The sequence below is a fragment of the Brevundimonas sp. UYEF29 genome, from assembly GCF_040546195.1.
In the GTDB taxonomy this organism is placed as follows: Bacteria; Pseudomonadota; Alphaproteobacteria; order Caulobacterales; family Caulobacteraceae; genus Brevundimonas; species Brevundimonas huaxiensis.
Map to the genome: position 1 here is coordinate 89,076 of NZ_JBEPNH010000004.1, position 26,999 is coordinate 116,074.

At 66.1% G+C, this 26,999-nt stretch carries 27 protein-coding genes and 2 tRNA genes; 17 read left to right on the top strand and 12 right to left on the bottom strand.

Going from position 1 to position 26,999, the window contains the following annotated elements; translation table 11 throughout:
- Positions 1 to 52: 52 nt before the first annotated feature.
- The 3 genes from ABIB58_RS08310 to ABIB58_RS08320 all read right to left on the bottom strand — a co-directional run bounded on the left by ABIB58_RS08310 (position 53) and on the right by ABIB58_RS08320 (position 3,088).
- Positions 53 to 652, bottom strand: a complete 600-nt coding sequence (locus tag ABIB58_RS08310) for a DUF2497 domain-containing protein (RefSeq protein WP_045810091.1) — start codon at positions 650 to 652, stop codon at positions 53 to 55.
- A gap of 130 nt (positions 653 to 782) precedes the next feature.
- A complete protein-coding gene (locus ABIB58_RS08315; protein ID WP_045810092.1) occupies positions 783 to 2,318 on the bottom strand; it encodes a TolC family outer membrane protein in 1,536 nt (511 codons plus the stop codon).
- Positions 2,319 to 2,458: 140 nt separating this feature from the next.
- Positions 2,459 to 3,088 carry a protein-L-isoaspartate O-methyltransferase family protein gene (locus ABIB58_RS08320; RefSeq protein ID WP_045810093.1) on the bottom strand — a complete coding sequence of 210 codons (630 nt, stop codon included), beginning with the start codon at positions 3,086 to 3,088 and terminating at the stop codon, positions 2,459 to 2,461.
- Between the two features lie 134 nt (positions 3,089 to 3,222).
- Here ABIB58_RS08320 and ABIB58_RS08325 point away from each other — a divergent pair.
- A tRNA-Cys gene (locus ABIB58_RS08325) sits at positions 3,223 to 3,296 on the top strand.
- Between the two features lie 48 nt (positions 3,297 to 3,344).
- On the opposite strand, the gene ABIB58_RS08330 is transcribed toward ABIB58_RS08325, so the two are convergent.
- Positions 3,345 to 4,178: a TrmH family RNA methyltransferase gene (locus ABIB58_RS08330; RefSeq protein WP_082064379.1), complete on the bottom strand. Its 834-nt coding sequence runs from the start codon at positions 4,176 to 4,178 to the stop codon at positions 3,345 to 3,347.
- Between the two features lie 44 nt (positions 4,179 to 4,222).
- On the opposite strand from ABIB58_RS08330, the gene ABIB58_RS08335 reads away from it, so the two are divergent.
- The 7 genes from ABIB58_RS08335 (at position 4,223) to mnhG (ending at position 10,469) form a co-directional block, all read left to right on the top strand.
- A tRNA-Asn gene (locus ABIB58_RS08335) sits at positions 4,223 to 4,297 on the top strand.
- A 219-nt stretch (positions 4,298 to 4,516) separates the two neighbouring features.
- Positions 4,517 to 7,435, top strand: coding sequence for a monovalent cation/H+ antiporter subunit A (locus tag ABIB58_RS08340; protein ID WP_354040249.1), 2,919 nt, complete (start codon positions 4,517 to 4,519; stop codon positions 7,433 to 7,435).
- Positions 7,432 to 7,776, top strand: a complete 345-nt coding sequence (locus ABIB58_RS08345) for a Na+/H+ antiporter subunit C (RefSeq protein ID WP_502909737.1) — start codon at positions 7,432 to 7,434, stop codon at positions 7,774 to 7,776. The genes ABIB58_RS08340 and ABIB58_RS08345 overlap by 4 nt, the downstream gene beginning before the upstream one ends.
- Complete coding sequence (locus ABIB58_RS08350; RefSeq protein ID WP_354040251.1) at positions 7,773 to 9,368, top strand: monovalent cation/H+ antiporter subunit D; 1,596 nt, start codon at positions 7,773 to 7,775, stop codon at positions 9,366 to 9,368. The genes ABIB58_RS08345 and ABIB58_RS08350 overlap by 4 nt, the downstream gene beginning before the upstream one ends.
- The gene (locus ABIB58_RS08355; protein ID WP_354040253.1) at positions 9,365 to 9,853 is read left to right on the top strand and encodes a Na+/H+ antiporter subunit E; all 489 of its coding nucleotides are present in this window, start codon (positions 9,365 to 9,367) and stop codon (positions 9,851 to 9,853) included. The genes ABIB58_RS08350 and ABIB58_RS08355 overlap by 4 nt, the downstream gene beginning before the upstream one ends.
- Positions 9,850 to 10,131, top strand: coding sequence for a K+/H+ antiporter subunit F (locus ABIB58_RS08360; protein WP_045810222.1), 282 nt, complete (start codon positions 9,850 to 9,852; stop codon positions 10,129 to 10,131). The genes ABIB58_RS08355 and ABIB58_RS08360 overlap by 4 nt, the downstream gene beginning before the upstream one ends.
- Positions 10,128 to 10,469 carry a monovalent cation/H(+) antiporter subunit G gene (gene mnhG / locus ABIB58_RS08365; protein WP_354040255.1) on the top strand — a complete coding sequence of 114 codons (342 nt, stop codon included), beginning with the start codon at positions 10,128 to 10,130 and terminating at the stop codon, positions 10,467 to 10,469. Before ABIB58_RS08360 ends, mnhG begins: the two co-directional genes overlap by 4 nt.
- Before the next feature lie 118 nt (positions 10,470 to 10,587).
- On the opposite strand, the gene ABIB58_RS08370 is transcribed toward mnhG, so the two are convergent.
- Positions 10,588 to 11,310, bottom strand: a complete 723-nt coding sequence (locus tag ABIB58_RS08370) for a hypothetical protein (protein ID WP_354040257.1) — start codon at positions 11,308 to 11,310, stop codon at positions 10,588 to 10,590.
- 111 nt (positions 11,311 to 11,421) lie between these two features.
- Between ABIB58_RS08370 and ABIB58_RS08375 the strand changes: the two genes are divergently transcribed.
- On the top strand, positions 11,422 to 12,027 hold the full coding sequence (locus tag ABIB58_RS08375; RefSeq protein ID WP_039246470.1) for an LOG family protein: 606 nt from the start codon (positions 11,422 to 11,424) through the stop codon (positions 12,025 to 12,027).
- Between the two features lie 105 nt (positions 12,028 to 12,132).
- Entirely contained in the window at positions 12,133 to 12,426 is a 294-nt protein-coding gene (locus ABIB58_RS08380; RefSeq protein ID WP_017504618.1) for a DUF8200 family protein, read from the top strand.
- Positions 12,427 to 12,441: 15 nt separating this feature from the next.
- Here the strand turns inward: ABIB58_RS08380 and gltX are convergent, their stop codons facing one another.
- The 3 genes from gltX to ABIB58_RS08395 all read right to left on the bottom strand — a co-directional run bounded on the left by gltX (position 12,442) and on the right by ABIB58_RS08395 (position 14,892).
- A complete protein-coding gene (gltX, locus tag ABIB58_RS08385) occupies positions 12,442 to 13,776 on the bottom strand; it encodes a glutamate--tRNA ligase (RefSeq protein WP_185223922.1) in 1,335 nt (444 codons plus the stop codon).
- A 76-nt stretch (positions 13,777 to 13,852) separates the two neighbouring features.
- Positions 13,853 to 14,287, bottom strand: a complete 435-nt coding sequence (gene dksA, locus ABIB58_RS08390; RefSeq protein WP_017504616.1) for an RNA polymerase-binding protein DksA — start codon at positions 14,285 to 14,287, stop codon at positions 13,853 to 13,855.
- Between the two features lie 179 nt (positions 14,288 to 14,466).
- Positions 14,467 to 14,892 (bottom strand): flagellar assembly protein FliX, encoded by a 426-nt coding sequence (locus tag ABIB58_RS08395; protein WP_045810226.1) that lies wholly within the window; start codon positions 14,890 to 14,892, stop codon positions 14,467 to 14,469.
- Between the two features lie 183 nt (positions 14,893 to 15,075).
- On the opposite strand from ABIB58_RS08395, the gene ABIB58_RS08400 reads away from it, so the two are divergent.
- From ABIB58_RS08400 to ABIB58_RS08415, 4 genes are all read left to right on the top strand, one after another.
- Positions 15,076 to 16,197, top strand: coding sequence for a flagellar basal body P-ring protein FlgI (locus ABIB58_RS08400; RefSeq protein WP_156146754.1), 1,122 nt, complete (start codon positions 15,076 to 15,078; stop codon positions 16,195 to 16,197).
- 2 nt (positions 16,198 to 16,199) lie between these two features.
- A complete protein-coding gene (locus ABIB58_RS08405; RefSeq protein WP_045810227.1) occupies positions 16,200 to 16,502 on the top strand; it encodes a rod-binding protein in 303 nt (100 codons plus the stop codon).
- Positions 16,499 to 16,936, top strand: coding sequence for a hypothetical protein (locus ABIB58_RS08410; protein ID WP_045810228.1), 438 nt, complete (start codon positions 16,499 to 16,501; stop codon positions 16,934 to 16,936). Before ABIB58_RS08405 ends, ABIB58_RS08410 begins: the two co-directional genes overlap by 4 nt.
- A gap of 90 nt (positions 16,937 to 17,026) precedes the next feature.
- Positions 17,027 to 18,604 (top strand): EAL domain-containing protein, encoded by a 1,578-nt coding sequence (locus tag ABIB58_RS08415; protein WP_045810229.1) that lies wholly within the window; start codon positions 17,027 to 17,029, stop codon positions 18,602 to 18,604.
- A 6-nt stretch (positions 18,605 to 18,610) separates the two neighbouring features.
- Here the strand turns inward: ABIB58_RS08415 and ABIB58_RS08420 are convergent, their stop codons facing one another.
- Positions 18,611 to 20,122 carry an ABC-F family ATP-binding cassette domain-containing protein gene (locus tag ABIB58_RS08420; protein WP_354040263.1) on the bottom strand — a complete coding sequence of 504 codons (1,512 nt, stop codon included), beginning with the start codon at positions 20,120 to 20,122 and terminating at the stop codon, positions 18,611 to 18,613.
- Positions 20,123 to 20,396: 274 nt separating this feature from the next.
- On the opposite strand from ABIB58_RS08420, the gene ABIB58_RS08425 reads away from it, so the two are divergent.
- The 3 genes from ABIB58_RS08425 (at position 20,397) to uvrA (ending at position 24,407) form a co-directional block, all read left to right on the top strand.
- Positions 20,397 to 20,831: a hypothetical protein gene (locus ABIB58_RS08425; protein WP_354040264.1), complete on the top strand. Its 435-nt coding sequence runs from the start codon at positions 20,397 to 20,399 to the stop codon at positions 20,829 to 20,831.
- 25 nt (positions 20,832 to 20,856) lie between these two features.
- Entirely contained in the window at positions 20,857 to 21,351 is a 495-nt protein-coding gene (locus ABIB58_RS08430) for a group III truncated hemoglobin (RefSeq protein WP_354040266.1), read from the top strand.
- A gap of 110 nt (positions 21,352 to 21,461) precedes the next feature.
- Positions 21,462 to 24,407, top strand: coding sequence for an excinuclease ABC subunit UvrA (gene uvrA, locus ABIB58_RS08435; protein ID WP_354040268.1), 2,946 nt, complete (start codon positions 21,462 to 21,464; stop codon positions 24,405 to 24,407).
- Between the two features lie 18 nt (positions 24,408 to 24,425).
- Here the strand turns inward: uvrA and ABIB58_RS08440 are convergent, their stop codons facing one another.
- The 3 genes from ABIB58_RS08440 to ABIB58_RS08450 form a co-directional block, all read right to left on the bottom strand.
- Positions 24,426 to 25,307 carry a hypothetical protein gene (locus ABIB58_RS08440; protein WP_354040270.1) on the bottom strand — a complete coding sequence of 294 codons (882 nt, stop codon included), beginning with the start codon at positions 25,305 to 25,307 and terminating at the stop codon, positions 24,426 to 24,428.
- Between the two features lie 94 nt (positions 25,308 to 25,401).
- Positions 25,402 to 26,052: an ABC-type transport auxiliary lipoprotein family protein gene (locus tag ABIB58_RS08445; RefSeq protein WP_354040272.1), complete on the bottom strand. Its 651-nt coding sequence runs from the start codon at positions 26,050 to 26,052 to the stop codon at positions 25,402 to 25,404.
- A complete protein-coding gene (locus ABIB58_RS08450; RefSeq protein ID WP_045810234.1) occupies positions 26,049 to 26,987 on the bottom strand; it encodes an MlaD family protein in 939 nt (312 codons plus the stop codon). The genes ABIB58_RS08445 and ABIB58_RS08450 overlap by 4 nt, the downstream gene beginning before the upstream one ends.
- Positions 26,988 to 26,999: the final 12 nt, after the last annotated feature.

Consider the following 26,999-nt stretch of genomic DNA (forward strand, 5'->3'; position numbering starts at 1 on the left):
GCGGCCCCCTTCAGGAGCCGCCCCTCGGATTAGTCTGGGCTGAAGCGAAGGGCTAGGCGCTGCGCGCGATGCGTTCGACTTCCTTTTGTACCGCCGCCTGGACGATGCCGGGCAGGTTGTTGTCCAGCCAGTCCTTCAGCAGCGGACGCAGCATCTCGGCGACCATGGCCTCGACGGTGTTGCCGCTGACGAAGGGCAGGTCGCCCGAGGCCGACGGAGCCGGCTCAGGCTTCTTGAAGCTGGCGGCCAGGCCTGCAAAGGCCGAGGCCGCGCTGGCGGCGGCGCTGTCGCCGACCAGGGTGTCATAGGCCCGGGCCGGCTCGGGAGCCGATTCGTAAGCGGGTTCAGGCTCGGGCTGATAGGGCGCGGGCGAATGTTCGACCACGTCCAGATCGCCGATGGTCTCGGCCGGCGCCTCATAGCGATCGGTCAGTTCCAGCACGTCGTCTTCGACGGCGGCGGGTTCCGGCGTCGGCTCGACTGGGGCGGCGAAGATAGTTTCGGCGGCCAGCGGCTCGGGAACCGGCTCAGGCGTGGCTTCCGGCATGGCGGCGGCCGGCGTTTCGGCCGGGGCCTCGTCTTCAGAGATGATCCGGCGAATCGACGCCAGAATCTCTTCCATGGTCGGTTCCTGGGCGGACTGATCGGTCATGGCGCAACCTTGGGCGAGGCCTGGGTAGAAGGGGTGGGCGCCGAGCGATGGATCGCTCGAAACCTGTGCCTTGTCGTCGCATCTTCGCCCGTCGGAATCAACGGGCGGTTTCCGTCCGTATTCGACGCGGTCAGTTCTGCGGCGCCGTGCGGACGACCTCGCCCTTGAGCTGAGCGTCGATCGGCGCGTCGGCGGTGTCCGGCGTGGTCACGATCGGCGGCGAGGCCACGCGGTCTAGCGTCTCGATCACGCCGTCCCACGGCAGGCCGCCGCGTCCCTTGACCTGGTCGTAGTTCGTCGCGGGATCATAGGCCTCGATCGTCGGGTTCAGCGCCGGGCCTTCCAGCTGCCCCATGGCGGCCAGCAGCGAGGCGCGGGCGACGTACTCCGCGGCGCGGGCGCTGGCGACCGCCGTTTGGGCGTTGCGCAGAGCCAGCTCCTGGTTCAGCACGTCCAGCGTGGTGCGCAGGCCGACTTGGGCTTCCTGGCGCACGCCTTCGGCCGCGACCGATGCGGCGCGAACGGCTTCCGTGCCGGCCGCGACCGTAGCGCGGGTCGACAGCACCTGGGCGTAGGCCGAGCTGACGTTCTGAAGCACCGTGCGGCGCTCGCCCTCGATGCCGATCTGGGCCGCGTTGGCGCGCTCCAGAGCCTGGGCGACGCGCGAGCGGTTCAGACCGCCGGTGAACAGCGGCACGGACAGGGTGGCGCCGGCCGTGAAGCTGCGACGGTCAGCCAGCTGCCCTAAGTCGCCGAGATCATTGGACGATCCGCCATAAGAGGCGGTGGCGCGCACCGACGGCAGATATTCCGAACGGGCGGCGGCGACGGCCGCCTCGGCGCTCTGCAACTGATAGGTCGCGGCCAGGACAGCGGGATTGCGCTGCAACGCCGTCTCGATGGCGACGTCGAAGTCGCTGGGAACCTCCGGCAAAATCGGCGCGGCTTCCAGATCGGTCGGCGATTGGCCGACGACGGCGGCATAGGCGGCGCGCGACGTGGACAACTGGGCCTGGGCGTTCGCCAAATCGGCTTCGGATTGCGCCTGCGAAGCTTCGGCCTGAGCCACGTCGGTGCGGGTGATCTCACCGACCTCGAAACGGGCGCTTGTTTCCTCCAGTTGGCGTTGCAGCACCGTCAGGTTCTCCTGGCGGATACGCAGGATTTCCATGTCACGGGTGACGTTCACATAGGCCTGGATCACCGACAGCATGACCGACTGCTCGATCTCACGCAGGTTCTCACGGCCGGCCAGGACGCTGGCGCGGGCCTGGTCGATGGCGCGCGAGGTGCGGCCGGCGGTCCAGACGTTCTGGCTGACGCTGACGCCGACATTGGCGCCTTCGGTTTCAGACGACGAGGTCGTGACCTGGGTGTCGGGTATGCCGTCGCCGTTCGTATCGACGAACTGGGTCATGGCGGGGAAGTCGCTGCGGGTGTAGTCCACGCCGGCAGAGGCGCCGATGGTCGGGCGCAGGCCCGACCGCGCCTGGACCACCGTCTCGTCCAGCGCACGCTGGTTGGCGCGCTGGGCCAGCAGGTTGGGATTGGTCCGATAGGCCAGGGCGATGGCGTCCTGCAGCGTCTCGGCCCAGGCCGGTGCGCCCAGACCGGTCATCACGGCGACCACAGCGGCCGAAGCCAGCACACGCGAGCGTTTCAACATTGTCCGTCCTTGCGTGACGCTCCGAAGAACGCCCGAATGTTTTCTCAAGCGTAACTGCGGCCTGACCGAACCACACGCCAGTTAAGTTTTCTTCACGGTTGCGAACGGGATTTCCGTCGCAACCGCGCGTCTCTTTGATCTTACAGCGCGAAAGTGGGGGCCGGCTTCAGCTCGGCAAGGACCGCAGGCGACGAATCGAACAGTTCGCGGCGCGACAAGCCTTCGCGCGTCTGAACATACAGGGCAGCCTTGCCGATGGCGCCGCGACGTTCGACCACGACGATCCGGCCGCCAGGACGCAGGGCCGCGCCCCACGATTCGGGCAGGCTCTCGACGCCGCCTTCGGAAATGATCAGATCCCATCCTTCGCCGGTCGGCTGAGCCAGCGGCGCGACGACGGTCGCCACGCCCGCGTCCGATAAGGCCTCGCCGACCACGGCGAACACGGCGTCGTCCGATTCCTGAGCCGTGACGCTGACGCCCATACGGGCCAGCAGGGCGGCGGCGTAGGGCGCGGCGATGGCCAGGGCCTTCTCGCCCTCGCGCGCATCGGCCGCTTGCAGCAGCTTGGCGACGTCGCGCGCCGGCATCAGGCGGCGCTCGCCCGCGATCATCACCGCTTCCTCGGAATAGGCGGCGAAGGCGCGGTCGGGCGCGCAGTAGTTTTCACGGGGCACAGCCATCATGGCCAGGTGAATCGCGCGATCGGTCACGTCGTTCACCCGCACCTGCGAGTCGACCATGGCCTTGCGCTCTGCGGTGAAATCCATCTGTAGGCAGCCTTCAACGATAATCCGGGAGGAAATCTCGCGCGCTTATAGGTCCGTGCGTTGCAGCGGACAATCCGATCTGATAGCGAACGCCCCTCGCGATGACCGCCCCCGAGAAATCGGGGACAAAAAGCGGCCTGATGGCGGAGTGGTGACGCAGAGGACTGCAAATCCTTGCACCCGGGTTCGATTCCCGGTCAGGCCTCCATCGCGACGATACGGACGAAGGCCGCCCCTCGGGGCGGCCTTCGCGTTTTCAGCTACCAGCAAGCGCCGTCGTCGTCAGATGATGAAGGGCAACAGCACTCGTCGCCGCGACATTCAGCGAATCGAACCCGCCCGCCATAGCGATGCCGATCGGCCGGCACCGATCGATCAAATCCCTGGGCAGCCCCGGCCCTTCCGACCCCAGCATCAGAGCGACCGTTCCGACACGCCCGTAGTCCGAAAGCCGCTCGGTCGCCGAAGGCGTCAGCGCCAAGACCTCGACTCCAGCCCGCTGCAGGGCTTCGATAATGTCCGTCGCGCCGGCGACGACGAACGGCGTGCGCAGCACCGCGCCGACCGAAACGCGAATCGCCTTGCGGTAGAAGGGGTCGCAGCAGGTCGGATCAAGCAGCACCGCCCTGGCGCCAAACGCGGCGGCGTTCCTGAACAGGCCGCCGACATTGTCGTGGTTGCCGATCCCGCTGGCCACGACGAACACGTCCTGCGGCCCGATATCCGCCAGCACATCGTCCAACGACAGCGGCTCGGGCTTTTTGCCCAAGGCCAGAATTCCCCGGTGCAGTTCGAAACCCGCAATCCGGTCCAGCACGGCCTGGCCTGCGACATAGACGGGCGTCGCTGGCGGCAGAGACGTAATGACATCGCACAAAGCCGCAAAGCGCTTTTCCGCCAGCAGCAGCGACAGGGGCCGGCAGCGCGACGCCGTCGACGCCAGTCCACGCACCACCACCTCCCCTTCCGCGATGAACAACCCCTGACGCCCCGTTAGATCGCGTTCGCGGATATCGCGATAGGCCGCAACACGCGGGTCGTCAGGGTCGTCGATAAATATCGTTTCGATTGGCTCGTTTTCCCATTGCAAGATCGGAACGGCCGCTGCTATACGCCCGCCTCCCGAGCAGATGTTCCGCAGTAGCTCAGTGGTAGAGCAGCCGACTGTTAATCGGCTGGTCGTAGGTTCGAATCCTACCTGCGGAGCCACTCGGGGTAAAGACTGAGGCCAGACAAGGCGTTAGGTCGAAAACTTTCCTCACAATCTGATCTGTTTCGTACGGCGATCGGGCCATTGGGCGCCGGCGTTCCGCGCTCTGGTGTCGCTTTGACGCACCCGGCTCCTGTCCGTAGATCAAAGCGAACCTTGGCCAACCTTGAGCGTTGGCAAAGTGATCACTCGCGATCCAGGAGAGACGCCCCGCCTCGATGTCCATCAGCTTCCTTCTTGTCGTCATCCTGGTCTTGCCGTTTCTTGGCGCCATCGTCGCGTCCGGCTTGCCGCGTCACGCACGCACCTCGGCCGCCATTCTGTCGTGGGTCGTGTCCTTGGTCAGCCTTGGATGTCTGGCCGCGCTATGGCCGATGTTCCAGGACGGTGAGACGCTGCGCTACGAAATCCCGTGGCTGCCGTCGCTGGGCGTCAATCTGGTGCTGCGACTGGATGGACTGTCGTGGCTGTTCAGCGCCCTGATCTTGGGGATCGGCGCCTTGGTGGTGCTGTATGCCCGCTATTACATGTCGCCGAAGGATCCGGTGCCGCGGTTCTTCTCCTTCCTGCTGGCCTTCATGGGCGCGATGCAGGGCGTGGTGCTGTCGGGCAATCTGATTCAGCTGGTGGTCTTCTGGGAGCTAACTAGCCTCTTTTCCTTCCTGTTGATCGGCTACTGGCACCAGAACCCCGCCGCGCGCGAAGGGTCGCGCATGGCGCTGACGGTGACGGCCACGGGCGGCATCGCCCTGCTGGTCGGCATGATCTTGATCGGGCGAATCGCCGGCAGCTACGACCTCGACGTCGTCCTGGCGTCACGAGAGGCGACCCAGACCAGCCCGCTTTATCTGCCGGCGCTGATCCTGCTGCTGCTCGGCGCGATGACCAAGAGCGCGCAGTTTCCGTTCCACTTCTGGCTGCCCCGCGCCATGGCCGCCCCGACCCCGGTCAGCGCCTATCTACACTCCGCCACAATGGTGAAGGCGGGCATATTCCTGCTGATCCGCTTCTGGCCCGTCCTGGCGGGGTCCGAGAGCTGGTATCTGATCGTCGGCGGCATGGGCCTGGCGACGCTGCTGCTCGGCGCGTGGTGCGCCATCTTCCAGCATGATCTCAAAGGCCTGCTGGCCTATTCGACGATCAGCCATCTGGGCCTGATCGTGCTGCTGTTGGGATTGGGCAGTCCGCTGGCCTGTATCGCGGCCATTTTCCACACGGTGAACCACGCCACCTTCAAGGCGTCGCTCTTTATGGCCGCCGGCATCATCGACCATGAGGCCGGCACGCGGGACATGCGCAAACTCAGCGGTCTGTTCCGCTTCATGCCCTTTACGGCGACCCTGGCCATGGTGGCCGCAGCCGCAATGGCGGGCGTGCCGCTGCTGAACGGTTTCCTATCCAAGGAAATGTTCCTGGCCGAGGCGGTGGCCAGCGCCCATACGCACGGCCTGAACATGCTGCTGCCCGCCTTGGCCACCTTGGCCAGCGCCTTCAGCGTTCTGTATTCCCTGCGTTTTATCCACGCGACCTTCTTCGGCCCGGCTCCGACCGAGCTGGATCGCATCCCGCACGAGCCGCCCGCCTGGATGCGTCGCCCCGTCGAGGTGCTGGTCGCCCTGTGCCTGGTCGTCGGCATCTTCCCGGCTGTGACGGTGGGGCCGTTCCTGAAGAGCGCCGCCGTTTCGGTGCTGGGCTTTGACCTGCCCTACTACAGTCTGGCCCTGTGGCACGGGTTCAACCTGCCGCTGGTGCTCAGCCTCGTCGCGCTGGCGGGCGGCGTGGGTCTCTATGTCGTCTTCGGCAAACGCATCAACGCCAACCCGCGCGGCGGACCGTGGGGCTGGAAGCGCCTGAACGGCGGCTGGTTGTTCGAGCGAACCATGACCGGCCTGTTCAAGGGATCGGAGGCGATGGTTCGCCTGTTCGGGGCGACACGACAACAGCCACAGCTGCGGGCCATCGTCCTGGTCGCCCTGCTGGCGGGCGGGCTGGCGGCGATCGGCGCGGGATTTGTGATCCGCCCGATCATGCCGACATTCACCCTGTCCAACTGGGCCTTCGCAGGTCTTTGGCTGGTCGGCGCCAGTTGTGCCGTCGCAGCGGCATGGCAGGCGAAATATCACCGGCTGGCGGCCGTGGTTCTGATGGGCGGCGCTGGTCTGGCGAGCTGCCTGTCCTTCGTCTGGCTGTCGGCGCCGGATCTGGCCGTGACTCAGTTGCTGGTCGAGGTCGTGACCACCGTCCTGCTGCTGCTGGGCCTGCGCTGGCTGCCCAAACGGCTGGAGACCATTCGCCTGCCACAGGCCATGGAGAAGCGGTCTCGCCGCCGTCGCCGTATCGACCTGATCATCGCCGCCGCCGCTGGCGCATCCTTGGCGGCCATTTCCTACGCCATCATGACGCGCCCATCGATCGAGGGGATTTCGCGCTTCTTCGTCGAGCACGCCTATAAGGACGCAGGCGGGCGCAACATCGTCAACGTTATCCTGGTCGACTTCCGCGCATTCGACACCTTCGGCGAGATCACGGTTCTGGGCATTGTCGGCCTGACGATCTTCGCCCTGCTGCGCCGCTTCCGCCCCGCCGACGACACCCTGTCCAATCCCAGTCAGCAGAGCGTGCAGGACGCTTCCGACCGCGATCATGAGACGCGATCGGAGGGCGATACGCTGAAGGAGACCATGCTGATCCCCCGCGTGGTGATGCGCTGGATTTTCCCCTTCATCATCCTGCTCGCCGTTCACCTGTTCCTGCGCGGGCATGACCTGCCGGGCGGCGGTTTCGCGGCGGGCGTGGCCCTGTCGATCGCCTTCATCCTTCAGTATATGGCCTCGGGCGCGCGGTGGGTCGAAGAGCGGCTGGCGATCCGGCCCATCGTCTGGATCGGGGCCGGCTTGGTGATCGCCGCCCTCAGCGGGATCGGCTCATGGCTCTTCGGCTATCCCTTCCTGACCTCCTGGTTCCAGTATGCCGACCTGCCGATCCTGGGCCGCGTGCCGCTGGCCAGCGCCGTGCTGTTCGATTTGGGCGTCGTTGTTCTGGTCGTGGGCGCCACGGTCCTGACCCTGGTCGCCCTGGCGCACCAGTCGCTGCGCAAGCCCAAGCAAAGAGACGCCGAAGAAGGAGAGCCGTCATGATGGAGCTGGTTCTCGCCCTCGCCATCGGCGTGCTGTCGGCCTCCGGCGTCTGGTTGCTGCTGCGCCCGCGCACCTTCCAGGTGATCATGGGGCTGTCGCTGCTGTCCTATGCGGTCAATATCTTCATCTTCGCCATGGGACGGCTGAGGTCGGGCGCGCCGCCCGTGCTGGCGGGCGAGGTCTCCGATCCCGCGCACTACACCGACCCGACGCCGCAGGCGCTGGTCCTCACCGCGATCGTCATCAGCTTCGCCCTGACGGCGCTGTTCCTGGTCGTCATCTTGGCGGCACGTGGCATCACCGGCAGCGATCATGTCGATGGCAAGGAGCCGGACGCATGATCAACTGGGACGCCCATCTGATCATCGGCCCCATCGTCCTGCCGATGGTTATCGCCTCCGCCATGCTGTTGCTGGACGAGCGTCGTCGAACGCTGAAGGCGGTGCTCAGCTTGAGCGCAATGGCCGCCATTCTGGTCATGGCCCTGGTTCTGCTGCACGAGAGCGCAAACGGCGCCGTGGGCGGCGGCGATACTGCGCGCGTCTATCGCCTGGGATCCTGGGCTGCACCTTACGGCATCGTCCTGGTGGCCGACCGTCTGTCGACGATGATGGTCGCGCTGACCAGCGTTCTGGGTGGATGCGCCCTGATCTTCGCCCTGGCGCGATGGGACAGAGCGGGACCGCGCTTCCACGCTCTGTTCCTGCTTCTGATCATGGGCGTGAACGGCGCCCTGCTGACCGGCGACCTGTTCAACCTGTTCGTCTTTTTCGAAATCATGCTGGCCGCCTCATACGGACTGGCGCTGCATGGGTCGGGCGAGGCGCGGGTGCGGGCGGGCGTGATCTATATCGCCGTCAATCTGACCGCTTCTCTGCTGTTCCTGATCGGCGTCAGCCTGATCTACGGGGTGACCGGAACGCTGAACATGGCTGATGTTGCGACGCGGGTTGCGACCGTCGCAACGGATGACCTGGGGCTGTTCCATATCGGAGCGGCGGTGCTGGGCACGGCCTTCCTGATCAAGTGCGCCATGTGGCCCTTGGGCTTCTGGCTAACGCCGACCTATTCGGCGGCCACCGCGCCGGCGGCGGCGGTCTTCGCCATCCTGTCCAAGGTCGGGGTCTATGTCGTCATCCGCCTCAGTCTGCTGCTGTTCGGCGCCGACGCGGGCGCCTCCGCCGGATTTGGCCTGACCTGGCTGTTCGTCGGCGGACTGGCGACCATAGGGTTCGGCACATTCGGCCTGATCGCCTCTCGCGATCTGTCGCGCGCCGCCGGATTCGGTGTGATGATTTCGTCTGGCACTGTCTTGGCGATCCTGGGCGTCGGCGACGCGGCGGCGCTCAGCGGCGCACTCTTCTACTTGATTGGCTCCACACTGGCCTGCGCAGCCCTGTTCCTGCTGGCCGAGATCCTCCAGCGCGGACGTGAAGCTGACGTCGGCGAGGCGCGCGCTGTGTTCGATGACGAATATCGTGATCCGTTCGACGACGATGAGCGCAACGAGCCAGGCCTGGTCATCCCGGCGGCCGTCGCGGCCCTGGGCGGGGCCTTTTTGATCTGCACCCTGATGGTCGCCGGCCTGCCGCCCTTGGCCGGCTTCGTGGGAAAACTGTCGATGATCAGCGCCCTCGTCGGCGTTGGCGATGCGGCGGCCTGGACGCTGGTCGCTGTGCTTTCCGTGTCCAGCCTCGGCGCGTTGATCGGGCTGACCCGCCTTGGCGTCGGCGCTATCTGGACGCGCGAAGAGGATGCGCCGGCGTTCGTGGTGGGTGCGGCCGAGCTGACGGCGGTCGCAGCCCTGCTTGGCGCGTGCGTGTTCTTGGCCATCTTCGCTGGCTCCGCCCTGATCTACACCGATCACACCGCGGCCTGGCTGGCTGAACCGCAAGGCTATATCCACGCGGTCTTGGGCGGGGGCGGTCGATGAGACGTGTCCTTCCCTACCCCGTCCTGTCTCTAGGCCTGTTCGTCGCCTCGATCCTGCTCAGCGCCTCGGTCGCGCCGCCGTCCCTGGCGCTGGCGGTGCTGCTGGCCCTACTGGCGCCGATCATCATGCTGGCGCTGGGCGTGGATCGGGTGCGGCTGAAGGCGCCGATGGCCATAATACGCCTCGCTATAGAAGTCGTCGGCGACGTCGTGCGTTCCAACTGGGCGGTGTCGCACATCATTCTGGGGCGGCGACGGCATGAGCGCACATCCGGCTTCATCCACATCCCGCTGGACCTGCGCGACCGATATGGTCTGGCGGTCCTGGCCATCATCATCACCTCGACGCCCGGCACCTTGTGGGTCGAGTACGAAGCCGCGACCGGCCGTCTGCTGCTGCACGTGCTGGATCTGGTGGATGAAGAGACCTGGGTGCGGCTGATCAAGGATCGCTACGAACGTCGGCTGATGGAGATTTTCGAATGACGGCGGCGGTGTTGACCTGGGGCCTGGGTCTGGCCCAACTGATGCTGATCTGCGCCATGGGCCTGGCGGCATGGCGGATCATTCACGGTCCGCGCGCCCAGGATCGCGTCCTAGGCATGGACACCCTCTATCTAAACGGCATGCTGCTGGTGGTGGTGTTCGGCATCCGGACGAACAGTCAGCTCTATTTCGAGGCCGCCCTGGTGATCGGCATGTTGGGCTTCGCCGCAACCGTGGCTCTGGCAAAATTCCTGATGCGCGGCGAGGTGATCGAATGACCGAGGCTGATATTCCCGCATGGGCCGCCATCGTCGTCGTCGCCCTGGCGGTCATCGGGTCGGCCCTATCGCTACTGGGCGCGGTTGGGCTGGTTCGGCTGAAGACCTTCTATGAGCGCGTCCATGCTCCGACGCTCGGGGCCACGCTCGGCATGGCGCTGGTCCTGCTGGCGTCGATCGTCTGGTTCACGACCGTTGAGCGGCGTTTCATGCCCCGCGAAATCCTGATCGGCCTTTTCCTGACGGTCACAACGCCGGTCACCCTGATCCTGCTTGCCCGCGCCGCCCTGTTCCGCGATCGCACCGAGGGCGCCGAAGGCACGCCGAGAAAGGGCTGATCGGCCGGCGAAAAAAGAAGCCCGGCGGGGGCGCCGGGCTGCAAGCAGGTTCGGTGATGGTGTCCCTGAGGACAACCCATTCCTTAATGGAAATGGTTTCCAGATCGTTAAGCGCCCTTCAGTCCGGCAGCCATGTCGTCTGACGCCCTGCTGGCTCGACAGGCCAGGTGACCCGCCAGCCTGCCCCCGCCCGCTCGACGACGAATTTCTCGGCCGCGCCCGCGCCCGGATAGTCGAAGCGCTTGCCATTCTCCGTGATCGTCGCCGGCCCCGACTGTCCGATGACGGCCCGCCAGCGGCCGCGCCCGATCGCCGTCGGCGACATATCTGCGCCGTTGATATTGACCGAGGGAGCCGCCCCGCTTGTTCGGCCCGACGCCATCAAAGTCGCGCCGTCCGAATCCACCGCATCCAGCCCTTCGCCGCCATCGAGGCGAACCGTCGGCTGACCTGCGGCAATCAGGGCGACCGGACCGGACCCGCCCTGGATCACCACCAGGGTCTCGGGCGAGACAGCGGCGTCCTCGCCCACCTGCACCTCGGGCGTGAAGCGCACATCGCCGCTCAGAGGCGGCAGCCGCAGTTCGAAACGCCCCGCGCCGTCCGCCGTCGTCGCCACGGCCGCAGCGTCCGGCGCACGCAGCACGACACGCGCATTGGGCCCCGCCCCGCCGCGCAGCACAAGGACGCCGCCGTCGCGCGTCACGCCATCGATCTGGGGCGGGCGAACCCAGGGCGAGGCCTCGTCGGCCCCCGTCGGCCCCGCCACGCCCCCCTGCTGATTGGAACAGGCTGCGACAGCCAGGACCGCGACACACGCGACCATCATCCGACGTTTCATCCTGCGCCTCTACGATATAGGACTGGCGACCCAGCAGCTTGAGCCTGTGTTAGCTTGAGCGCCGTCGGTTTGGCCATGGCCAGGCCGCCTATTCGTTTTCTTCGAGGCTCCATGTCCCTGCCCCCCGTTTCGTTCCTGCCGTTCGACGGCTCTTCCGTCTGCCTGTTCTGCGGCGCCTCCGAGACCGCCGATCCTTCCTACACCGAGGCGGCCTACGCCTTCGGCAAGGCGGCGGCTGAGGCCGGCTGGCGGCTGGTCTATGGCGGCGGAGGCGTGGGTCTGATGGGAGCCTCCGCGCGTGGCGCGCATGAGGCGGGCGGCCGGGTCGTCGGCATCATGCCGGCCTTCCTGCGCAGCCGCGAACGCCTGTTCGACGAGGTCGAAACCGTCGTCGTCACCTCGATGCACGAGCGCAAACAGCTGATGTACGACCAATCCGACGCCTTCGTGGTCGCGCCCGGCGGCATCGGCACTCTAGAAGAGGTTGTGGAACTGCTGTCCTGGAAGCGTCTGGACCTGCACCACAAGCCGGTCGTCTTCCTGAACCTGAACGGCTTCTGGAACGGCTTCTTCGATCTGATGAAGCACAGCGTCGCAGAAGGAATGACGCCTCCGTCGTTCCTGGACGCGTGGACCGTCGCCGAAACCGTCGAAGAGGCGATGGCGCAGGTTCAGGCCGGCGGCGATGCGCCGCAATTGAAACATGATCATCGATAAGTGATCATCGCTCATAATCCGCTGCGCGCGTCTTGACAGTTTTTATCGAAAACTGACATGGGAACGCAGCGGCATTACGGCGTTCTTCATTTCGGAGAGTTTTCAATGCGCGCTCTGCTGATCGCCGCCGCCCTGTTCGCCGCCGCCCCTGCGGTCGCTCAAGCCCCCGCCGCCACCAGCCTGACGCTGGCCGACGCCGCCAAGGCGCCTGCACGCGCCACCATTATCGACGGTGCTCGGTGGTCCTGCGAAGGCGCGACCTGCACCGCTGCAGGCGGCACGGAACAGCCCGCGACGCGCGCCTGCCGCCGCGTGGTTCAGAAGTTCGGTCCCGTGACCGCCTTCTCGTACAAGGGCGTCGCCCTGAGCGCTGACGAACTGGCTGTCTGCAACGCCTAAAATGCGTGAGGCGGCTTAGGCCGCCTCGCCTCTTAGCCGCCGCTGAATGGTTTCACGACCGATCAGCGGCGCCATGGCCGCCATGTCTGGCCCGTGCTGCTGCCCCGTCAGCGCCAGACGCAGCGGCATGAACAGCGCCTTGCCCTTCGCGCCCGTCTCGGCCTTGACGGCCGAAGTCCACGCCGACCAAGCGTTCTCGTCGATCACTTCCGGCAGCAGACGCAGCGCCGTTTCGATGAAGACCGTATCTTCGATCACAGGTTGGATCGGACCACGGACGATCTGCGCCATGTCCGCGACGTCGGCGAACTTCGTCAGATTGCCCCGCACCGTATTCCAGAAGGCTTCGCCCAGATCGGCGCCGAGGGCCTGAAGACGCGGCTGCGCCGTCGCATAGTCCATGACGTGCAGCGCCTGGGCGTTCAGCCGGTCCAGATCCGCCGTGTCATAGCGCGCCGGCGAACGGCCCATCTTGGAGAAGGCGAAGCTCTGACCCAGAGCCTCGACCGAGGCGCCGACTTCCAGCGGATCGGAGGTGCCGATCCGGCCGAGGTGGCTGGTGATGGCGATCGGCTCATAGCCTTGGTCGCGCATGTCGCTGATCGACAGCGATCCGAGACGCTTGGACAGGGCCGCGCCGTCGGCGCCGACCAGCAATGGCATGTGCGCAAAGCCCGGAACCGTCGCGCCCAGCGCTTCGAAGATTTCGATCTGCGCCCCGGTGTTGGTGACGTGATCCTCGCCCCGGATGATGTGGGTGATCGCCATGTCGATGTCATCGACCACCGACGGCAGGGTGTAGAGGAACAGGCCGTCCTCGCGGATCAGCACCGGGTCCGACATCGAGGCGGTGTCCACCTCCGCATGACCGCGCGCCAGGTCTTCCCAGGCGACGCGCTTGCCGTCCAGCTTGAAGCGCCAATGGGGGCGGCGCCCTTCGGCTTCGTAGGCGGCCTTCTGCTCTTCGGTCAGTTCCAACGCCGCGCGGTCATAGATCGGCGGCAGGCCTCGCGACAGTTGCACCTTGCGGCGACGGTCCAGTTCGTCGGCGGTCTCATAGGCGGGATATAGCCGCCCCGACGCCTTCAGCCTTGCGGCCGCTTCTTCGTAACGATCGAACCGTTTCGACTGATTATAACGCTCGTCCCACGGCATCCCCAGCCAAGTCAGGTCGTCTTCGATTCCCTGTTCGAACTCGGGCGTGGAACGCGCCAGGTCGGTATCGTCGATGCGCAGGACGAACGATCCGCCCTGCCCCTTGGCGAACATCCAGTTCACCAAGGCGGTACGGACATTGCCGACGTGCAGCTTACCCGTGGGCGACGGGGCGAAACGAACCTTGACGGACATGGATAGACGACCTCGAAAGCGAGGCGGCTAGGTCGCCCCGCAACCCGGCGAAGTCAAGGCGCGGAAGGCTTAAACCTCAGTCGTCGCGGTGAACGCGTTCGCGGCGTTCGTGGCGCTCCTGGGCTTCGACCGACAGTGTCGCCGTCGGACGGGCTTCCAGACGACCCAGGCTGATGGGTTCGCCCGTGTCCTCGCAGTAGCCGTAGGAGCCGTCCTCGATCCGGCGCAGCGCGTCGTCGATCTTGGAGATCAATTTGCGTTGGCGGTCGCGGGTGCGCAACTCCAGCGCGCGATCGGATTCCGAAGACGCCCGGTCCACCAGATCGGGGTGGTTTTCGGTCTCGGCTTTAAGATTGACGACCGTGCCCTTGGACTCGCGAAGGATCTCATCCTTCCAAGCCAGCAGCTTCTTCTTGAAATAGGCTTGCTGCCGTTCGTTCATGAACGGCTCGCTGTCAGACGGCCGATACGGGCCGGTTTCGTCGGACACAACGGACGCCAAGGCGCTCATCGATCTCACGCTCTCTAACACGCCCCCCTGTGGCGTAGATGGCCGTATAGTCAGCCCGTCGAGTCGCGGCAACGCGGTTCTCGATTCCGTGATGAAAATAGGGCGACTAACCGCCTGACAGTGGCAAAAGTCACTCACTGCCGAAGCTTAGCCGCCTGATGTCAGACGATTATTTCGGATCAGGGGCGGTTGCGGCGCATTTCCGCCTTCGCCAGTTCGACTGAAGCGCGCAGGTCGATCTGATCCAGCAGGGCGCCCAAATCCTTGTCGTCATAGTCGGCGCGCTCCTCGCGCAGGCTCCGCGCCAGTCGGTCCAGAGCCCCCTCGTCGGCGTCGCCGTTCAGCAGGGCCAGCTTGATTTCGTCGAGGCGATCCAGAAGACCGCTGCCGCGCCGGATCGCGCGACGACGCTTTTCCAGAGGTCCCTCGACCCCTTGAAGGGCCATCAGGGCCGAGACGTCAGAGACCCCGGCCGTTGCCGCGCTGGCAGTCGCTGCAGCGGGCGCGGACGCAGCGGCAGTCTGCCCCAGCGAAAAGCCGCTGGCGGATCGCGTCGGACGTGTGCTGGCAGGCGTGCTGACGCCGTTGGGGCCGACAACCTTCATGTGCAGGTGCTCCGCGTCATGAAACCATGGATGACGGGCGGCGATGACTGTTTGGTTAACGCCCCGGCAAATCCTGCCGCTGCTCTGCGCGTCAAAGTCCGAACGACATTGAATTCACGTCGTTAATTCGGCGGCATGATCTTCGCACAGACGGCGTCGTAACGTTGCGTGGACGCCTGACCGATGCAAAATCTGCTTGCCCGCCTGATCGCCTCCGTCGCCGCGACGCTCGTCGTCGCCGACGGCGCGACCTCGGCGCTGGCCCAGTCGCAATCACGCATCAAGGACATCGCCGCCGTTGAGGGCGTGCGCGGCAACCAGTTGGTCGGCTACGGCATGGTCATGGGGCTGAACGGGACGGGCGATTCCTTACGCAACTGCCCCTTCACCCGCCAGTCGCTGGAAGGCATGACCGAGCGGCTGGGCGTCAATATTCGCGGGGCCAACGCCAACACCAAGAATATGGCCGCCGTCATGGTCACGGCCGACCTGCCGGCCTTCGCCACGCCCGGCTCGCGCATCGACGTGTCGGTGGCCTCAATGTGCGACGCCAAGAGCTTGCTGGGCGGTTCGCTGGTCGTCACCAGCCTGCAAGGCGCGGACGGTCAGGTCTATGCGGTGGCGCAAGGCTCGGTCCAGACCGGCGCCGTCTCGGCGTCGGGCGGTTCGGGGTCGTCGGTGACGCGCGGCGTGCCGACCGCCGGCCGCATCGCCTCGGGCGCCCTGGTCGAGCGCGAGACCGGCTTCCAGATGGCCAATATGAACGAGGTGCGCCTGAACCTGCGCAACCCCGACTTCACCACCGCCCAGCGCGTCGCCGCCGTCGTCAACGCCACCTATCCAGGTTCGGCCCTGGCCGAGAACGGCACCGTCGTATCCCTGCGCGCGCCCGGCGAACTGGGCATGGCGGGCTTCATAAGCCGGATCGAGAATCTGGCCGTCAGCGTTGATACGCCCGCCAAGGTCATCATCGACGAGGTCAACGGCGTCATCGTCATGGGCGACGCCGTGCGCATCTCTCGCGTCGCCATCGCCCAGGGCAACCTGACCATATCGGTGGACGAGCAGCCGCAGGTCAGTCAGCCGGCGCCCTTCAGCCGGGGCCAGACCGCCGTCGTCCCCTCGACCCAGGTCAACGTCGAAGAGGATCTGGGCACCCAGATGCGACTGGTCGGCGGCGGCGCCAACCTGTCCACCCTGGTCAACGGCCTGAACGCCCTGGGCGTCAGCCCACGCGACATGATCAGCATCCTGCAGGCCATCAAGGCCGCCGGCGCCCTGCAGGCCGACATCGAGGTGATGTGAGTATGCCCGACCTGACCGTCTCCGCCGATCTGCTGCGCCCCGCCGCGGCCGCGCCCACGGCGGCTAACCGAGACAAGATCGCGGAAACCGCCAAGGCCTTCGAGGCCACCTTCATCTCGCAAATGCTGAAGCCGATGTTCGAAGGCCTATCGACCGACGGCCTGTTCGGCGGCGGCCAAGGCGAGGCGACATGGCGCAGCTTCATGCTGGACGAAATGGCCAAGTCCACCGTGAAGGCCGGCGGCATCGGCCTGAGCAACACCGTCATGGCCGAAATGCTGAAGATGCAGGAGGGCCGGCCATGAGCGACACCGAACTGGCCCAGGCGCGCGTTCGTCAGCTGACGACCCTGACCTTGCGTCTCACCGAGCGACTGAAGGCCGAAACAGCCGCTTTCGCCGATGGCCGTCCTCAGGATGTGGCGGCCGGTCTATCGGAAACCCAGGAGATGGCCAATCTCTACCGTCGCGATTCCGCCCATGTGAAGGCCAATCCGGCGCTGCTGAGCGGCGCTCCGCTCGAAGATCGAAAGACCTTGATCGACGCCACGCGTGAGTTCGACGCGGCCCTGACGCGACACAGCCGCGCCGTCGATGCCGCGCGCCAGATCTCCGAGGGTCTGGTCCGCGCCATCGCAGCGGAGGTCACCGCCGCCCGCACCCCCGCCTCCGCCTATGCCTCCGACGGCCGCGCCTCGCTGGGCGACGGACGCGCTGTGGCCCTCAATCGGACGGCCTGAACCGGACACCCCTTCATCGTTCGCCGATCACGGTTCGCGTCCTAAGGATCATTGCCTATTTTTTAAGCGACTGTGTGCCAGCATGGCCTCATGACGCTGACCACCCGCCTCCTAGGCCTGGCCTTCGCTTCTGCCGACACGCTGGTGGAGGTGGATCCGAAGGGCGTGGTCTCGTTTGCGATCGGCGCGGGCGCCGTGGCCGGCGAGGACGCAGGCGCGACCTGGACGGGCCGTCCTCTGCTCGACTTGCTGCACGACGGCGCCTCCACCCTGACAGCCCTGCAAGGCATGAAGGCCGGCGTGCGCATTCCGGCGACGTCGATCCTTGTGGCGGCAGGTCCCGACCGCGTGCGCCGCGCCTCGTTCCGCGCCTTCGTCCTGCCGCAGATGGCGCCGGCCGTCTCCTGCGCCATCTCCTACGAAGGCCCGGCCTTTGCGCTGGAGCATCTGGAAACACGCCCGCTTCTGGAACCGGAGGATTTCCTGGCCGACGCCGGGCGTGTGCTGGAGTCCAATCCCGACTTGGCCCTGTCCTTCCTCGATATCACGGGGTTGGAGAATGTCACCGGCGAAGCCGCCGATCGTCTGAACCGCCGCATCGAGGCCACGCTTCAGTCCGCCGCCGTCGAGGGATCGAGCGCGTCGCAGGTCACCGGCGTCCGCTATGCCCTTCTCCGCCCCGCCAACGACCGTCGCGACATCGCCGCCGAAATCGTGGAAGCCGGTCGCGCCGAAGGCCTGTCGCTGGGTGCGGAGGCGTTCAGCTCGCCCGTGCCGCCGGGATCGGATTCCCTGTGCGTGCTGCGCGCCATGCGGTTCGCCATCGAAGGCTGCCTGAAGGGCGACGGCCTCGCCAATCCGCAGATCGCCTTCGCAGACTCCCTGAAGCGCACCTTCCGCGACGCCGAGACCTTCCGCAGTCTGGTCAAATCACGCGAGTTCCAGGTCCACTATCAGCCCATCGTCCATCTGGATTCCCGAGCCGTCCATCACTTCGAGGCCCTGACCCGATTCAGCGGCAACAGCGGTCCTGCCGAAGCCATTCGCATGGCCGAGGAGCTGGACATGATCGAGTCATTCGATCTCGCCGTGGCGGAGAAGGTGCTGAAGCGGATGCGCCAGCCCGGCGCCGGCCTGCTGAAGATGGCGATCAATGTCTCGGGCGCCTCGCTGGGCGACGACACCTATGTCGAGCAGTTGCTGCGCATGACCGCTGGCGCGCCCGAAGAACGTCGTCGCCTGATGGTCGAGGTGACCGAAACCTCCGCCGTCGCAGACATCGAAGCCGCCGACCGTCGCCTGGCTGCGCTGCGCGAAGCCGGCATCAAGGTCTGCATCGACGATTTCGGCGCGGGAGCCGCCGCCTTCGACTATCTGCGCAAACTGTCGGTGGACTCGGTCAAGATCGACGGGGCCATCGTTCGCGATATCCAGACCGACCAACGCTCCAAGGCTATGCTGCACAGCATCGTCGAAATGTGCCGTTCGATGAGGCTGGAAACCATCGCCGAGATGATCGAAACCGACGGCGTCGCCGCAGAACTCAAGGCGGCGGGCGTCGAATACGGCCAAGGCTGGCTGTTCGGCCGCGCCGAAGCCGAGCCGCGCACCCAACTGTCCAGCCCGTCGATGGTCCGTCGCAAGGGCGCCGTCGAGGCCTGGGGCTGACCGACCTCAGAGCTGGACCGTGCGCGTGATCTTCAGCGCCGCCAGGAAATCCACGTCGTGGCTCACCACGATCAAGGCGCCGTCATAGGCGTTCAGCGCCTCTTCGACCGCCGCGATGGCGTCCAGGTCGAGGTGGTTCGTCGGCTCGTCCAGAACCAGCAACTGCGGCGGCGTCGCGCCTGTCATGACGCAGGCCAGGCCCGCCCTCAGCCGCTCTCCGCCCGAAAGTTCGCCGACCCGGCGCTGCGCCGCCGTATTGCGAAACAGGAACCGCGCCAGCGCCGCCTGTGCGTCATTGACCGAGCCTTTCGGGTTCAACCGTCGCCACGCCTCCACCAGCGTTTCGTCCGGGCTCAGGATCTTGACCTCCTGATCCAGCAGCACCGCCCGCACAGGCCGCTCGACGCGCCCTGTCGTCGGTTGCAGATCGCCGGTGATCAGCCGCAACAGGGTCGTCTTGCCCGCGCCGTTCGGCCCCGTGATCGCGACCCGTTCCGGCCCGACCAGCCTCAAATCAATCGGCCCGACGATCGCCCGCCCCACAGCTGTCGCCCAGCCTGCCTGGTCCAATGTGAGCACCGCCCGTCCCGCTGGCAGGCCGGTCGTCGGCATCGGGATCGCCAGCGTCCGCGTCCGCTCCACGCGCGCCTGGGCTGAGGCCAAGGCATCCTTCGCGGCTTCGGCCTGTCGTTCGGCCAACAACCGGCCGCGCCCGCCCGTGTTTTCAGCGCGCTCGGCCCGTGCGCCCAGCAGGATTTTCGGCATGTCCCCCTTGGCGGCCTTGCGGCGGCCGGCGGCGTCGCGGCGTGACTGGGCCTCCGCGCGCTGCTGAGCCTCGCCGCCGACACGGGCGAGGTCTCGCTGGGCTTCGGCCAGATACCGCGTCGCCGCCTCGCGCTCCACCGCCTTTTGCTCGACATAGGCGTCATAGCCGCCGCCGTAGCTGGCGACGCCCAGGCTCGACACCTCAAGGATTCGGTCCATCCGGCGCAACAGGTCGCGATCATGGCTGACCACCACGACCCCGCCGTCCCAACGCGCGATGATATCGGCGACCAGCGCCCGCGCTTGGGCATCCAGATGATTGGTCGGCTCATCAAGCGGGATCATATCTGGCCGGCACAGCCTCAATCCCGCAAAGCGCAACCGCGTCTGCTCGCCCCCGCTGAGACTGGACGTCAGGCGTTCGAGATCCACATCCGGCAGCCCGACGTCGCGCAAGGCCTCCTCAAGACGAGTCGCCAACGTCCAGTCGGCCTCGGCCAGATCGTCAGCCGTCCCCTGCCCCGCCAAAACCCGCGCCACAACAGCCAGCGCAGATTCCACACCGAGGGTTCGCGCGACGGTTTCGTCTGGCGCCGGCTCATGACGCTGATCCAGCACGCCGATCGTTCCGGCTCGCGCGACAGCCCCTTCGGCCGGCGCGGCTTCGCCCGAGATCAGGCGCAGCAGCGTACTCTTGCCCGCGCCATTGCGACCGACGACGCCCGTGCGCTCAGGCCCGAACGTCAGGCTCAAATTGTCGAAAAGAGTGGCGCCGTCCGGCGTCCTAGCGGCGACCTTGTCGAGTGTCGCGAGTGCGGACGGGGACGCGTTTCGGCTTGGGCTGAGTGGCATTGAGGATCACGAGCAGCATGGCGGACAGGACGGAACCGGTGGCCAATGCGATGATCATGATCGTCATACCTTCTGCAAAACGCGTCAGAACAAGGAGGATGGGTCGTAATCCCGCAATGCGCAAGTCTGGCGTCGAACACGGCCGCGTGAGAAGCTTGGCGTTAAGGAGACACCCATGAAGCCAGTCATCACGCTCGCCGTCTTCTCCGCCCTCGCTTGCGCCGCCTGCGCCACCGCGCCGAGCGCGCCGCCATCACCCCCAAACTACAGCGCCGTGCCGACCCAGGTGCCGCCGCCGAACGCGCGGCTCTATGCCGCCTGCCTGCAGCAGGCCGCCGCGGCCGACGCCTATCGCCGCGCGGACAACGGGGACGGCGCCGAATATATTCTGTTCACCTGCACGGGTGCGCCGGCCGCCGCCTTTGCTACGGCCTTGATCCCCTGGAGCGAGAAGATCGGATCGATGTTCCAGCGTGACGGCCGCATATTCCGCTCGACCGCAAAGGTCGAGGCCGACCTTTACGGCGTTGATTCCTGTTCGACCGATGCGACGGGCGGCGACGCCATCTGCATCCTGTCGTTCAACGCCGGTGACTTTCTCGACCAATAGGCTGACGGCCGCTAGAGCAGCTGCCATGCAAACCCGTTTCCGCATCGACGATCCCGCCGGCGCCGCCGCGCGGCGTGAGGCCGCCGTCCAGCGCCTGCGTGACGAGACAGGCATAGACGAGGCCATGATCGACGCCTTGGTCGAAGGCTTCTACGCCCGTGTCCGCGACGACGTGCTGATCGGCCCGATCTTCGCAGACCGGATCACCGACTGGGCGCCGCATCTGGCGCAGATGAAACTGTTCTGGTCGTCGGTCGCCCTGTCGACCGGCGTCTATCAGGGTCGGCCGATGCCGAAACACCTGCCTCTCCCCATCGATGCGCGGCATTTCGATCGCTGGCTGGAGTTGTTCGCCGATACCGCGCGCACCCTGTGCCCGCCCATCGCCGCCGACCACTTCATTGAACGCGCCCGCCGCATCGCCGAAAGCCTTGAACTGGGTGTCGCAAACGCCAACGGCGTGCTTCTGGCCAAGGGCGAGCGTTTCGTGCGGCCCACACAGGCGTGGACGCCGGAATGATGCGCCGGCCGCAATGTTCCTATATTGTTCTTGCTTCAATCCCGCAATTCGTCCCCATATAGCGATGTCGCGCCGGACCCGCCGGCCCTCCTCCGCGTTCTCCGGACAGCATGACCGAAAAGCATAACTTCATCCGCGTTCGCGGCGCCCGCGAGCATAACCTCAAGGGCGTGGATCTCGACATTCCGCGTGAGCAGTTGGTGGTGATGACCGGCCTGTCGGGGTCGGGTAAATCGTCGCTGGCGTTCGACACCATCTATGCCGAGGGGCAGCGCCGCTATGTCGAGAGCCTGTCGGCCTACGCCCGCCAGTTTCTGGAGCTGATGGGCAAGCCGGACGTGGACCTGATTGAGGGCCTGTCCCCGGCCATTTCCATCGAACAGAAGACAACGTCCAAGAACCCGCGCTCGACCGTCGGCACGGTGACGGAAATCCACGACTATATGCGCCTGCTGTGGGCGCGGGTCGGCGTGCCCTATTCGCCGGCGACCGGCCTGCCCATCGAGAGCCAGACGGTCAGCCAGATGGTCGACAAGCTGGTCGCCCTGCCCGATGGCGAGCGTATCCTGCTGCTCGCCCCCGTCGTTCGCGGCCGCAAGGGCGAGTACAAGAAGGAAATCGCCGAGTGGCAGCGTCAGGGCTTCCAGCGGCTGAAGATCGACGGCCAATTCTATCCGATCGACGAAGCGCCCGCCCTGGACAAGAAGTTCAAGCACGACATCGACATCGTCGTGGACCGGATCGTCACCAAACCGGATCAGGAAGCGCGCTACGCCGACAGCTTGCAGACGGCGCTGGGTCTGGCCGATGGCATCGCCAACGCCGAATGGGCCTCCACGGCCGAAGGCGAGACAGCGCCGCGCTCCATCCTGTTTTCCGAACGGTTCGCCTGCCCGGTGTCGGGGTTCACGATCAGCGAGATCGAACCGCGCCTGTTCTCGTTCAACAACCCCTTCGGCGCCTGCCCGGTCTGCGACGGCCTGGGGGTCAAGCTGGCGTTCGACGCCGATCTGGTGATCCCCGACCGCGACAAGACCCTGCACAAGGGCGCCGTGGCGCCGTGGGCGCGCGGGCCGTCGCCGCTTTACACCCAGACGCTGCAATCGCTGAGCCTCCACTACGGCTTCTCGATGGACAAGCCGTGGCGTGACCTGCCCGCCCAGGCGCACAAGGCCATCCTGCACGGCACGGGGTCCGAAAAGATCAAGTTCGTCTATGACGACAACGCCCGAAAGTACGAGGTCTCCAAGCCGTTCGAGGGCGTCCTGCCGAACCTGGAGCGCCGCTGGCGCGAGACCGACAGCGCCTGGGTGCGTGAGGAACTGGCGCGCTATCAGTCCGAGACGCCCTGCGACGCCTGCCACGGCAAGCGGCTGAAGCCCGAGGCCCTGGCGGTCATGGTCGGCGGCGAGGACATCGCCGACATCTCCACCCTGTCGATCTCCAAGGCCTATCTGTGGTTCTCGACCCTGGAAGAGAATCTGACCGAAAAGCAGATGGAGATCGCCCGGCGCATCCTGAAGGAAATCTGCGACCGGCTGCGGTTCCTGAACAACGTCGGCCTGGACTATCTGAACCTGTCCCGGTCCTCCGGCACCCTGTCGGGCGGCGAGAGCCAGCGTATCCGCCTGGCGTCGCAGATCGGCTCTGGTCTGACCGGCGTCCTCTATGTGCTGGACGAGCCGTCCATCGGCCTGCACCAGCGCGACAACACCCGCCTGCTGGAAAGCCTGAAGGGCCTGCGCGACCTCGGCAACTCGGTTCTCGTGGTCGAGCATGATGAAGAAGCCATCCTGACCGCGGACTACGTCATCGACATGGGCCCCGCCGCCGGGGTTCACGGGGGACAGGTGTGCGCCGAGGGTACGCCGGCCCAGGTCATGGCCAACCCCAAGTCCCTGACCGGCAAATACCTGACTGGCGAGCGTGAGATCGAAATCCCCGCCGAGGGCCGTCGCCCCATCAACCGCAAGCGGATGCTGAAAATCAGCGGCGCCAGCGGCAACAATCTGAAGAGCGTCACCGGCGAAATCCCGGTCGGCGTCTTCACCTGCATCACCGGCGTCTCGGGCGGCGGCAAGTCCACCTTCACCATCGAAACCCTGTACAAGGCCGCCGCGCGTCGGCTGAACAATGCATCGGAGGCCCCTGCCCCCTTCGACCGGATCGAAGGCCTGGAGCATTTCGACAAGGTCATCGACATCGACCAGTCGCCCATCGGCCGCACCCCGCGCTCGAACCCCGCGACCTACACCGGCGCCTTTGGCCCCATCCGCGACTGGTACGCCGGCCTGCCTGAATCCAAGGCGCGCGGCTACGGCCCCGGCCGGTTTAGCTTCAACGTCAAGGGCGGTCGCTGCGAGGCCTGCCAGGGCGACGGCGTCATCAAGATCGAGATGCACTTCCTGCCGGACGTCTATGTCACCTGCGACGTCTGCAAGGGCAAACGCTACAACCGCGAGACGCTGGAGATCGTGTTCAAGGGCAAGTCCATTTCGGACGTGCTGGACATGACGGTCGAGGAGGCCGCCAGCTTCTTCAAGGCCGTGCCGCCGATCCGCGACAAGATGCTGACGCTGGAACGCGTGGGCCTAGGTTACGTCAAGGTCGGCCAGCCGGCGACCACCCTGTCGGGCGGCGAGGCCCAACGGGTCAAACTGTCCAAGGAGCTGTCGAAACGCGCCACCGGCCGCACCCTCTACATCCTCGACGAGCCGACGACCGGCCTGCACTTCGAGGATACGCGCAAGCTGCTCGAGGTGCTGCAGGAACTGGTCGAGGCCGGGAACACCATCGTGGTGATCGAGCACAATCTCGATGTCATCAAGGTCGCCGACTATCTGCTCGACTTCGGTCCCGAAGGCGGCGACGGCGGCGGCGAGATCGTCGCGGTCGGCACGCCCGAACAGGTCGCGGACAACAAGGCCAGCTGGACTGGCAAATACCTCAAGGAGGTGCTGGATCGGCACGAGGACCGCCGCAAGGCGCGTGTGGCGACCCTGGGCGGCTCCGTCGATGCTCCGGCCAAAAAGAAGCGGGTAAAGGCATCGGCTTGAGCCGACGCCACTTTTTCCTTAGCGCGGCTTCAGCGCCGCCCAGGCCGCTGCGAACGGGGCATATAGGACCGCGAGTTGCAGCGCGGCCAGGAAGGCGTTGACGATCGACGACACCAGGATCGCAGGCCAGGCCTGTATCAGGATTTGACCCAATCCCTCGCCGTCGAAGCGCGCCAGCGTCTGGATGCCGCCGGTGGCGAGGTCTGCCGCTGCGCCGATGATCATGCCCAGAATGCTGACGATCAGGGACATGATGATGGCGATCACAGCCATGCCCAGCAGCGACCAGAAATGTCCTTTGGTGGCCGCGAACGATTCCACGATGGTGATCTTGCGACGATCGATCGTCATCGGCACCGCAAGGCTGAACTTGATCGCCAGCCAGACAATCAGGGCGAAGACGGCGAAGATCAGCAGCACGCCGGCCAAAATCAGCAGCGCCTGACCTGACGCCGCGCCGAAACCGATGGCCGCGCCGACCACCATCATGCCGACGCCCGACGCCAGACCGACAGCCAGACTGACGATCAGGCTGACCGCCAGAACACGGACCTCATCCATGCCAAAACGCAGATAGCCCCAAGACGACTCGTCCGGACGCAAAACCGAGCGCGCCACCGCCGCGCTCAGCACCGCGCCGACCAGCAGGCCAATGGGCGCGGCCCAGATCAGGGCTCCGGCGTAAGTCTGACCCAAGGCCTGAAACTCCGCCATCGACGGGTTGGCCGACTGTTCCAGCGCTTCACCCGCCGCCATCAGGCTGGCCCACTTGTCAGCGCCCAGGCCGAACATGGCGACATAGACGGCCAGATAGACCAGGCCCCAGGCGACCGCGACAATCGGATGCCGACGGACGACTCGGAAGCCTTCGAAGGCCGCGTCGGTGGCGGAAAAGCTCATGACAACTCCGGGACCAGATTCGCGGCGCACCCTAGCGCATCCGCAAGCCTACGTCCCGCACCGCCGCCCACGCGGCAAAATGCACTAGATCGCCTCAGTTCGCCGAGGCGATTGTCCAGTCCGCGATCTGGGTGTTGATGTCGCGCGTCGCCGTGTCGAAGGCTGCGACGATGGCGGACACGCGATTGTCGCCGGCAGGCTGGGTCACGGTGAACACCCGCTCGACCGAGCGCCCTTCCTCGGGACGAATGGTCCCGGCACCAGCGCGCCGTTCCGGGGTGGAGCGCAGCTGCGCCCGCGCGGTCACGACGACATCCGGCACGGCGCCCGGCGCGGCGTAACGCGCCTCGAAGGTCGTGACCGTGACCTGCAGGATCAGCGGCGGCGTCCCCGGCTCGCGGCGACCCAGCACGCGAATGCGATCGGCTCGGTTGGCGAAGGCCGCCTTCAGGCTGTCGTCGAACAGGGTCGAGGCCGGCGACACCCAGCGTGCGCCGCGGATATAGGCTGTTTCCAGGCCCGTCACGCCCAGGATCTTGTCATCGCCGGTCGCATCAGGGAACTCGATGCGGCGGATGGATACCGTAAGGGGCGCCGGCGTGTCGCCAACGGCCGACGGCGCGGCCATCGGCAGGCCGAACCGATAGTTTTGCACCGGGTCCGGCGACGATAGCAGGGCGCATCCGCTCAGCGCGGTCAGGACAGCGGCGGACGCCGCCAGTCGAAGGACAGGACGAAGGATCACGGCTGCACCTCCAGCTCTTTGGATTTGGGACGACCGATGAAGTCGCGCGGGCTGGCGCGGACGTCGTCGATCAGGGATTGCAGAGACCGGGTGGCGTCCTGCAGTTCTTCGATCGTGCCGGTCAGTTGCGGCAGGCTGGTCGTCGCAAAGTCACCCAGCGGACGCTCCAGACCCGTAATCGAACGGTTGGCCGAGGCGATCGCCGTGCGGGCCTCCGCCGTCGCCGAGTTGATGTTGGCGATGGCCTGGCGACCATCCGTATTGATGATCTGACGCGTGTCGACGGCCAGGGCCTGGTATTCCTTCACCGCCGCGTTGGCGTTGGTCACGGCCTCTTCCAGCTGCTGGAAGATGGCCTTGCGGGCTTCCAGTTCGGTCGTCAGGGCCTCGACGTTCTTCACGCTGGTGGAGAAGCTGCGGATATTGTCGTCGGACATGACGCGGTTGATCCGGTTCAGCGCATCCACGGTCTGGGCCAGCACCGTGCCCGAACCGCTCAAGAGTTCGGCGATCGGCGACGGCTGGCTTTGCAGCACGGGCACGACATTGTCCGGATACTGATCCTTCAGCAGGGCGCTGTTGGGCGAGCCGGCGGTGATCTGGATGTAGTTCAGGCCGGTGATGCCTTGCGGCTCCAACTGCGCGCGCGAGGTCACGCGCACCGGGGTCGTGCCGTCCACCCGGACACGGGCGATGACCTGATCGCCGCGCTTGGTGTCGATGTTCAGGTCGGTGACCTCGCCGACGCGGATGCCGTTGAAATGCACCTCGCCGCCTTCGGACAGGCCGTTCACCGGCCCATAGAAGACGATGTCGTACATGTCGTAGTCGCTGTTGAACTGCAGCCGGGCCAGCCAGATTGTGAACACCGCCAGGGCCGCCAGAAGGGCGACGGTGGCGATGCCGACAGCGGCGTAATGTGCGTCTCTTTCCATGATCCGCTCTCC

Coding starts and splice junctions, on each gene's coding strand:
- ABIB58_RS08415 (WP_045810229.1), top strand. CDS start 17,027: ATGACGCTGACCACCCGCCTCCTAGGCCTGGCCTTCGCTTCTGCCGAC.
- ABIB58_RS08375 (WP_039246470.1), top strand. CDS start 11,422: ATGTCCCTGCCCCCCGTTTCGTTCCTGCCGTTCGACGGCTCTTCCGTC.
- ABIB58_RS08360 (WP_045810222.1), top strand. CDS start 9,850: ATGACGGCGGCGGTGTTGACCTGGGGCCTGGGTCTGGCCCAACTGATG.
- ABIB58_RS08350 (WP_354040251.1), top strand. CDS start 7,773: ATGATCAACTGGGACGCCCATCTGATCATCGGCCCCATCGTCCTGCCG.
- ABIB58_RS08310 (WP_045810091.1), bottom strand. CDS start 652: ATGACCGATCAGTCCGCCCAGGAACCGACCATGGAAGAGATTCTGGCG.
- ABIB58_RS08320 (WP_045810093.1), bottom strand. CDS start 3,088: ATGGATTTCACCGCAGAGCGCAAGGCCATGGTCGACTCGCAGGTGCGG.
- ABIB58_RS08400 (WP_156146754.1), top strand. CDS start 15,076: ATGCAAAATCTGCTTGCCCGCCTGATCGCCTCCGTCGCCGCGACGCTC.
- gltX (WP_185223922.1), bottom strand. CDS start 13,776: ATGTCCGTCAAGGTTCGTTTCGCCCCGTCGCCCACGGGTAAGCTGCAC.
- ABIB58_RS08380 (WP_017504618.1), top strand. CDS start 12,133: ATGCGCGCTCTGCTGATCGCCGCCGCCCTGTTCGCCGCCGCCCCTGCG.
- ABIB58_RS08395 (WP_045810226.1), bottom strand. CDS start 14,892: ATGAAGGTTGTCGGCCCCAACGGCGTCAGCACGCCTGCCAGCACACGT.
- ABIB58_RS08430 (WP_354040266.1), top strand. CDS start 20,857: ATGCAAACCCGTTTCCGCATCGACGATCCCGCCGGCGCCGCCGCGCGG.
- dksA (WP_017504616.1), bottom strand. CDS start 14,287: ATGAGCGCCTTGGCGTCCGTTGTGTCCGACGAAACCGGCCCGTATCGG.
- ABIB58_RS08355 (WP_354040253.1), top strand. CDS start 9,365: ATGAGACGTGTCCTTCCCTACCCCGTCCTGTCTCTAGGCCTGTTCGTC.
- ABIB58_RS08315 (WP_045810092.1), bottom strand. CDS start 2,318: ATGTTGAAACGCTCGCGTGTGCTGGCTTCGGCCGCTGTGGTCGCCGTG.
- ABIB58_RS08450 (WP_045810234.1), bottom strand. CDS start 26,987: ATGGAAAGAGACGCACATTACGCCGCTGTCGGCATCGCCACCGTCGCC.
- ABIB58_RS08340 (WP_354040249.1), top strand. CDS start 4,517: ATGTCCATCAGCTTCCTTCTTGTCGTCATCCTGGTCTTGCCGTTTCTT.
- ABIB58_RS08440 (WP_354040270.1), bottom strand. CDS start 25,307: ATGAGCTTTTCCGCCACCGACGCGGCCTTCGAAGGCTTCCGAGTCGTC.
- ABIB58_RS08425 (WP_354040264.1), top strand. CDS start 20,397: ATGAAGCCAGTCATCACGCTCGCCGTCTTCTCCGCCCTCGCTTGCGCC.
- ABIB58_RS08370 (WP_354040257.1), bottom strand. CDS start 11,310: ATGAAACGTCGGATGATGGTCGCGTGTGTCGCGGTCCTGGCTGTCGCA.
- ABIB58_RS08405 (WP_045810227.1), top strand. CDS start 16,200: ATGCCCGACCTGACCGTCTCCGCCGATCTGCTGCGCCCCGCCGCGGCC.
- ABIB58_RS08345 (WP_502909737.1), top strand. CDS start 7,432: ATGATGGAGCTGGTTCTCGCCCTCGCCATCGGCGTGCTGTCGGCCTCC.
- ABIB58_RS08410 (WP_045810228.1), top strand. CDS start 16,499: ATGAGCGACACCGAACTGGCCCAGGCGCGCGTTCGTCAGCTGACGACC.
- uvrA (WP_354040268.1), top strand. CDS start 21,462: ATGACCGAAAAGCATAACTTCATCCGCGTTCGCGGCGCCCGCGAGCAT.
- mnhG (WP_354040255.1), top strand. CDS start 10,128: ATGACCGAGGCTGATATTCCCGCATGGGCCGCCATCGTCGTCGTCGCC.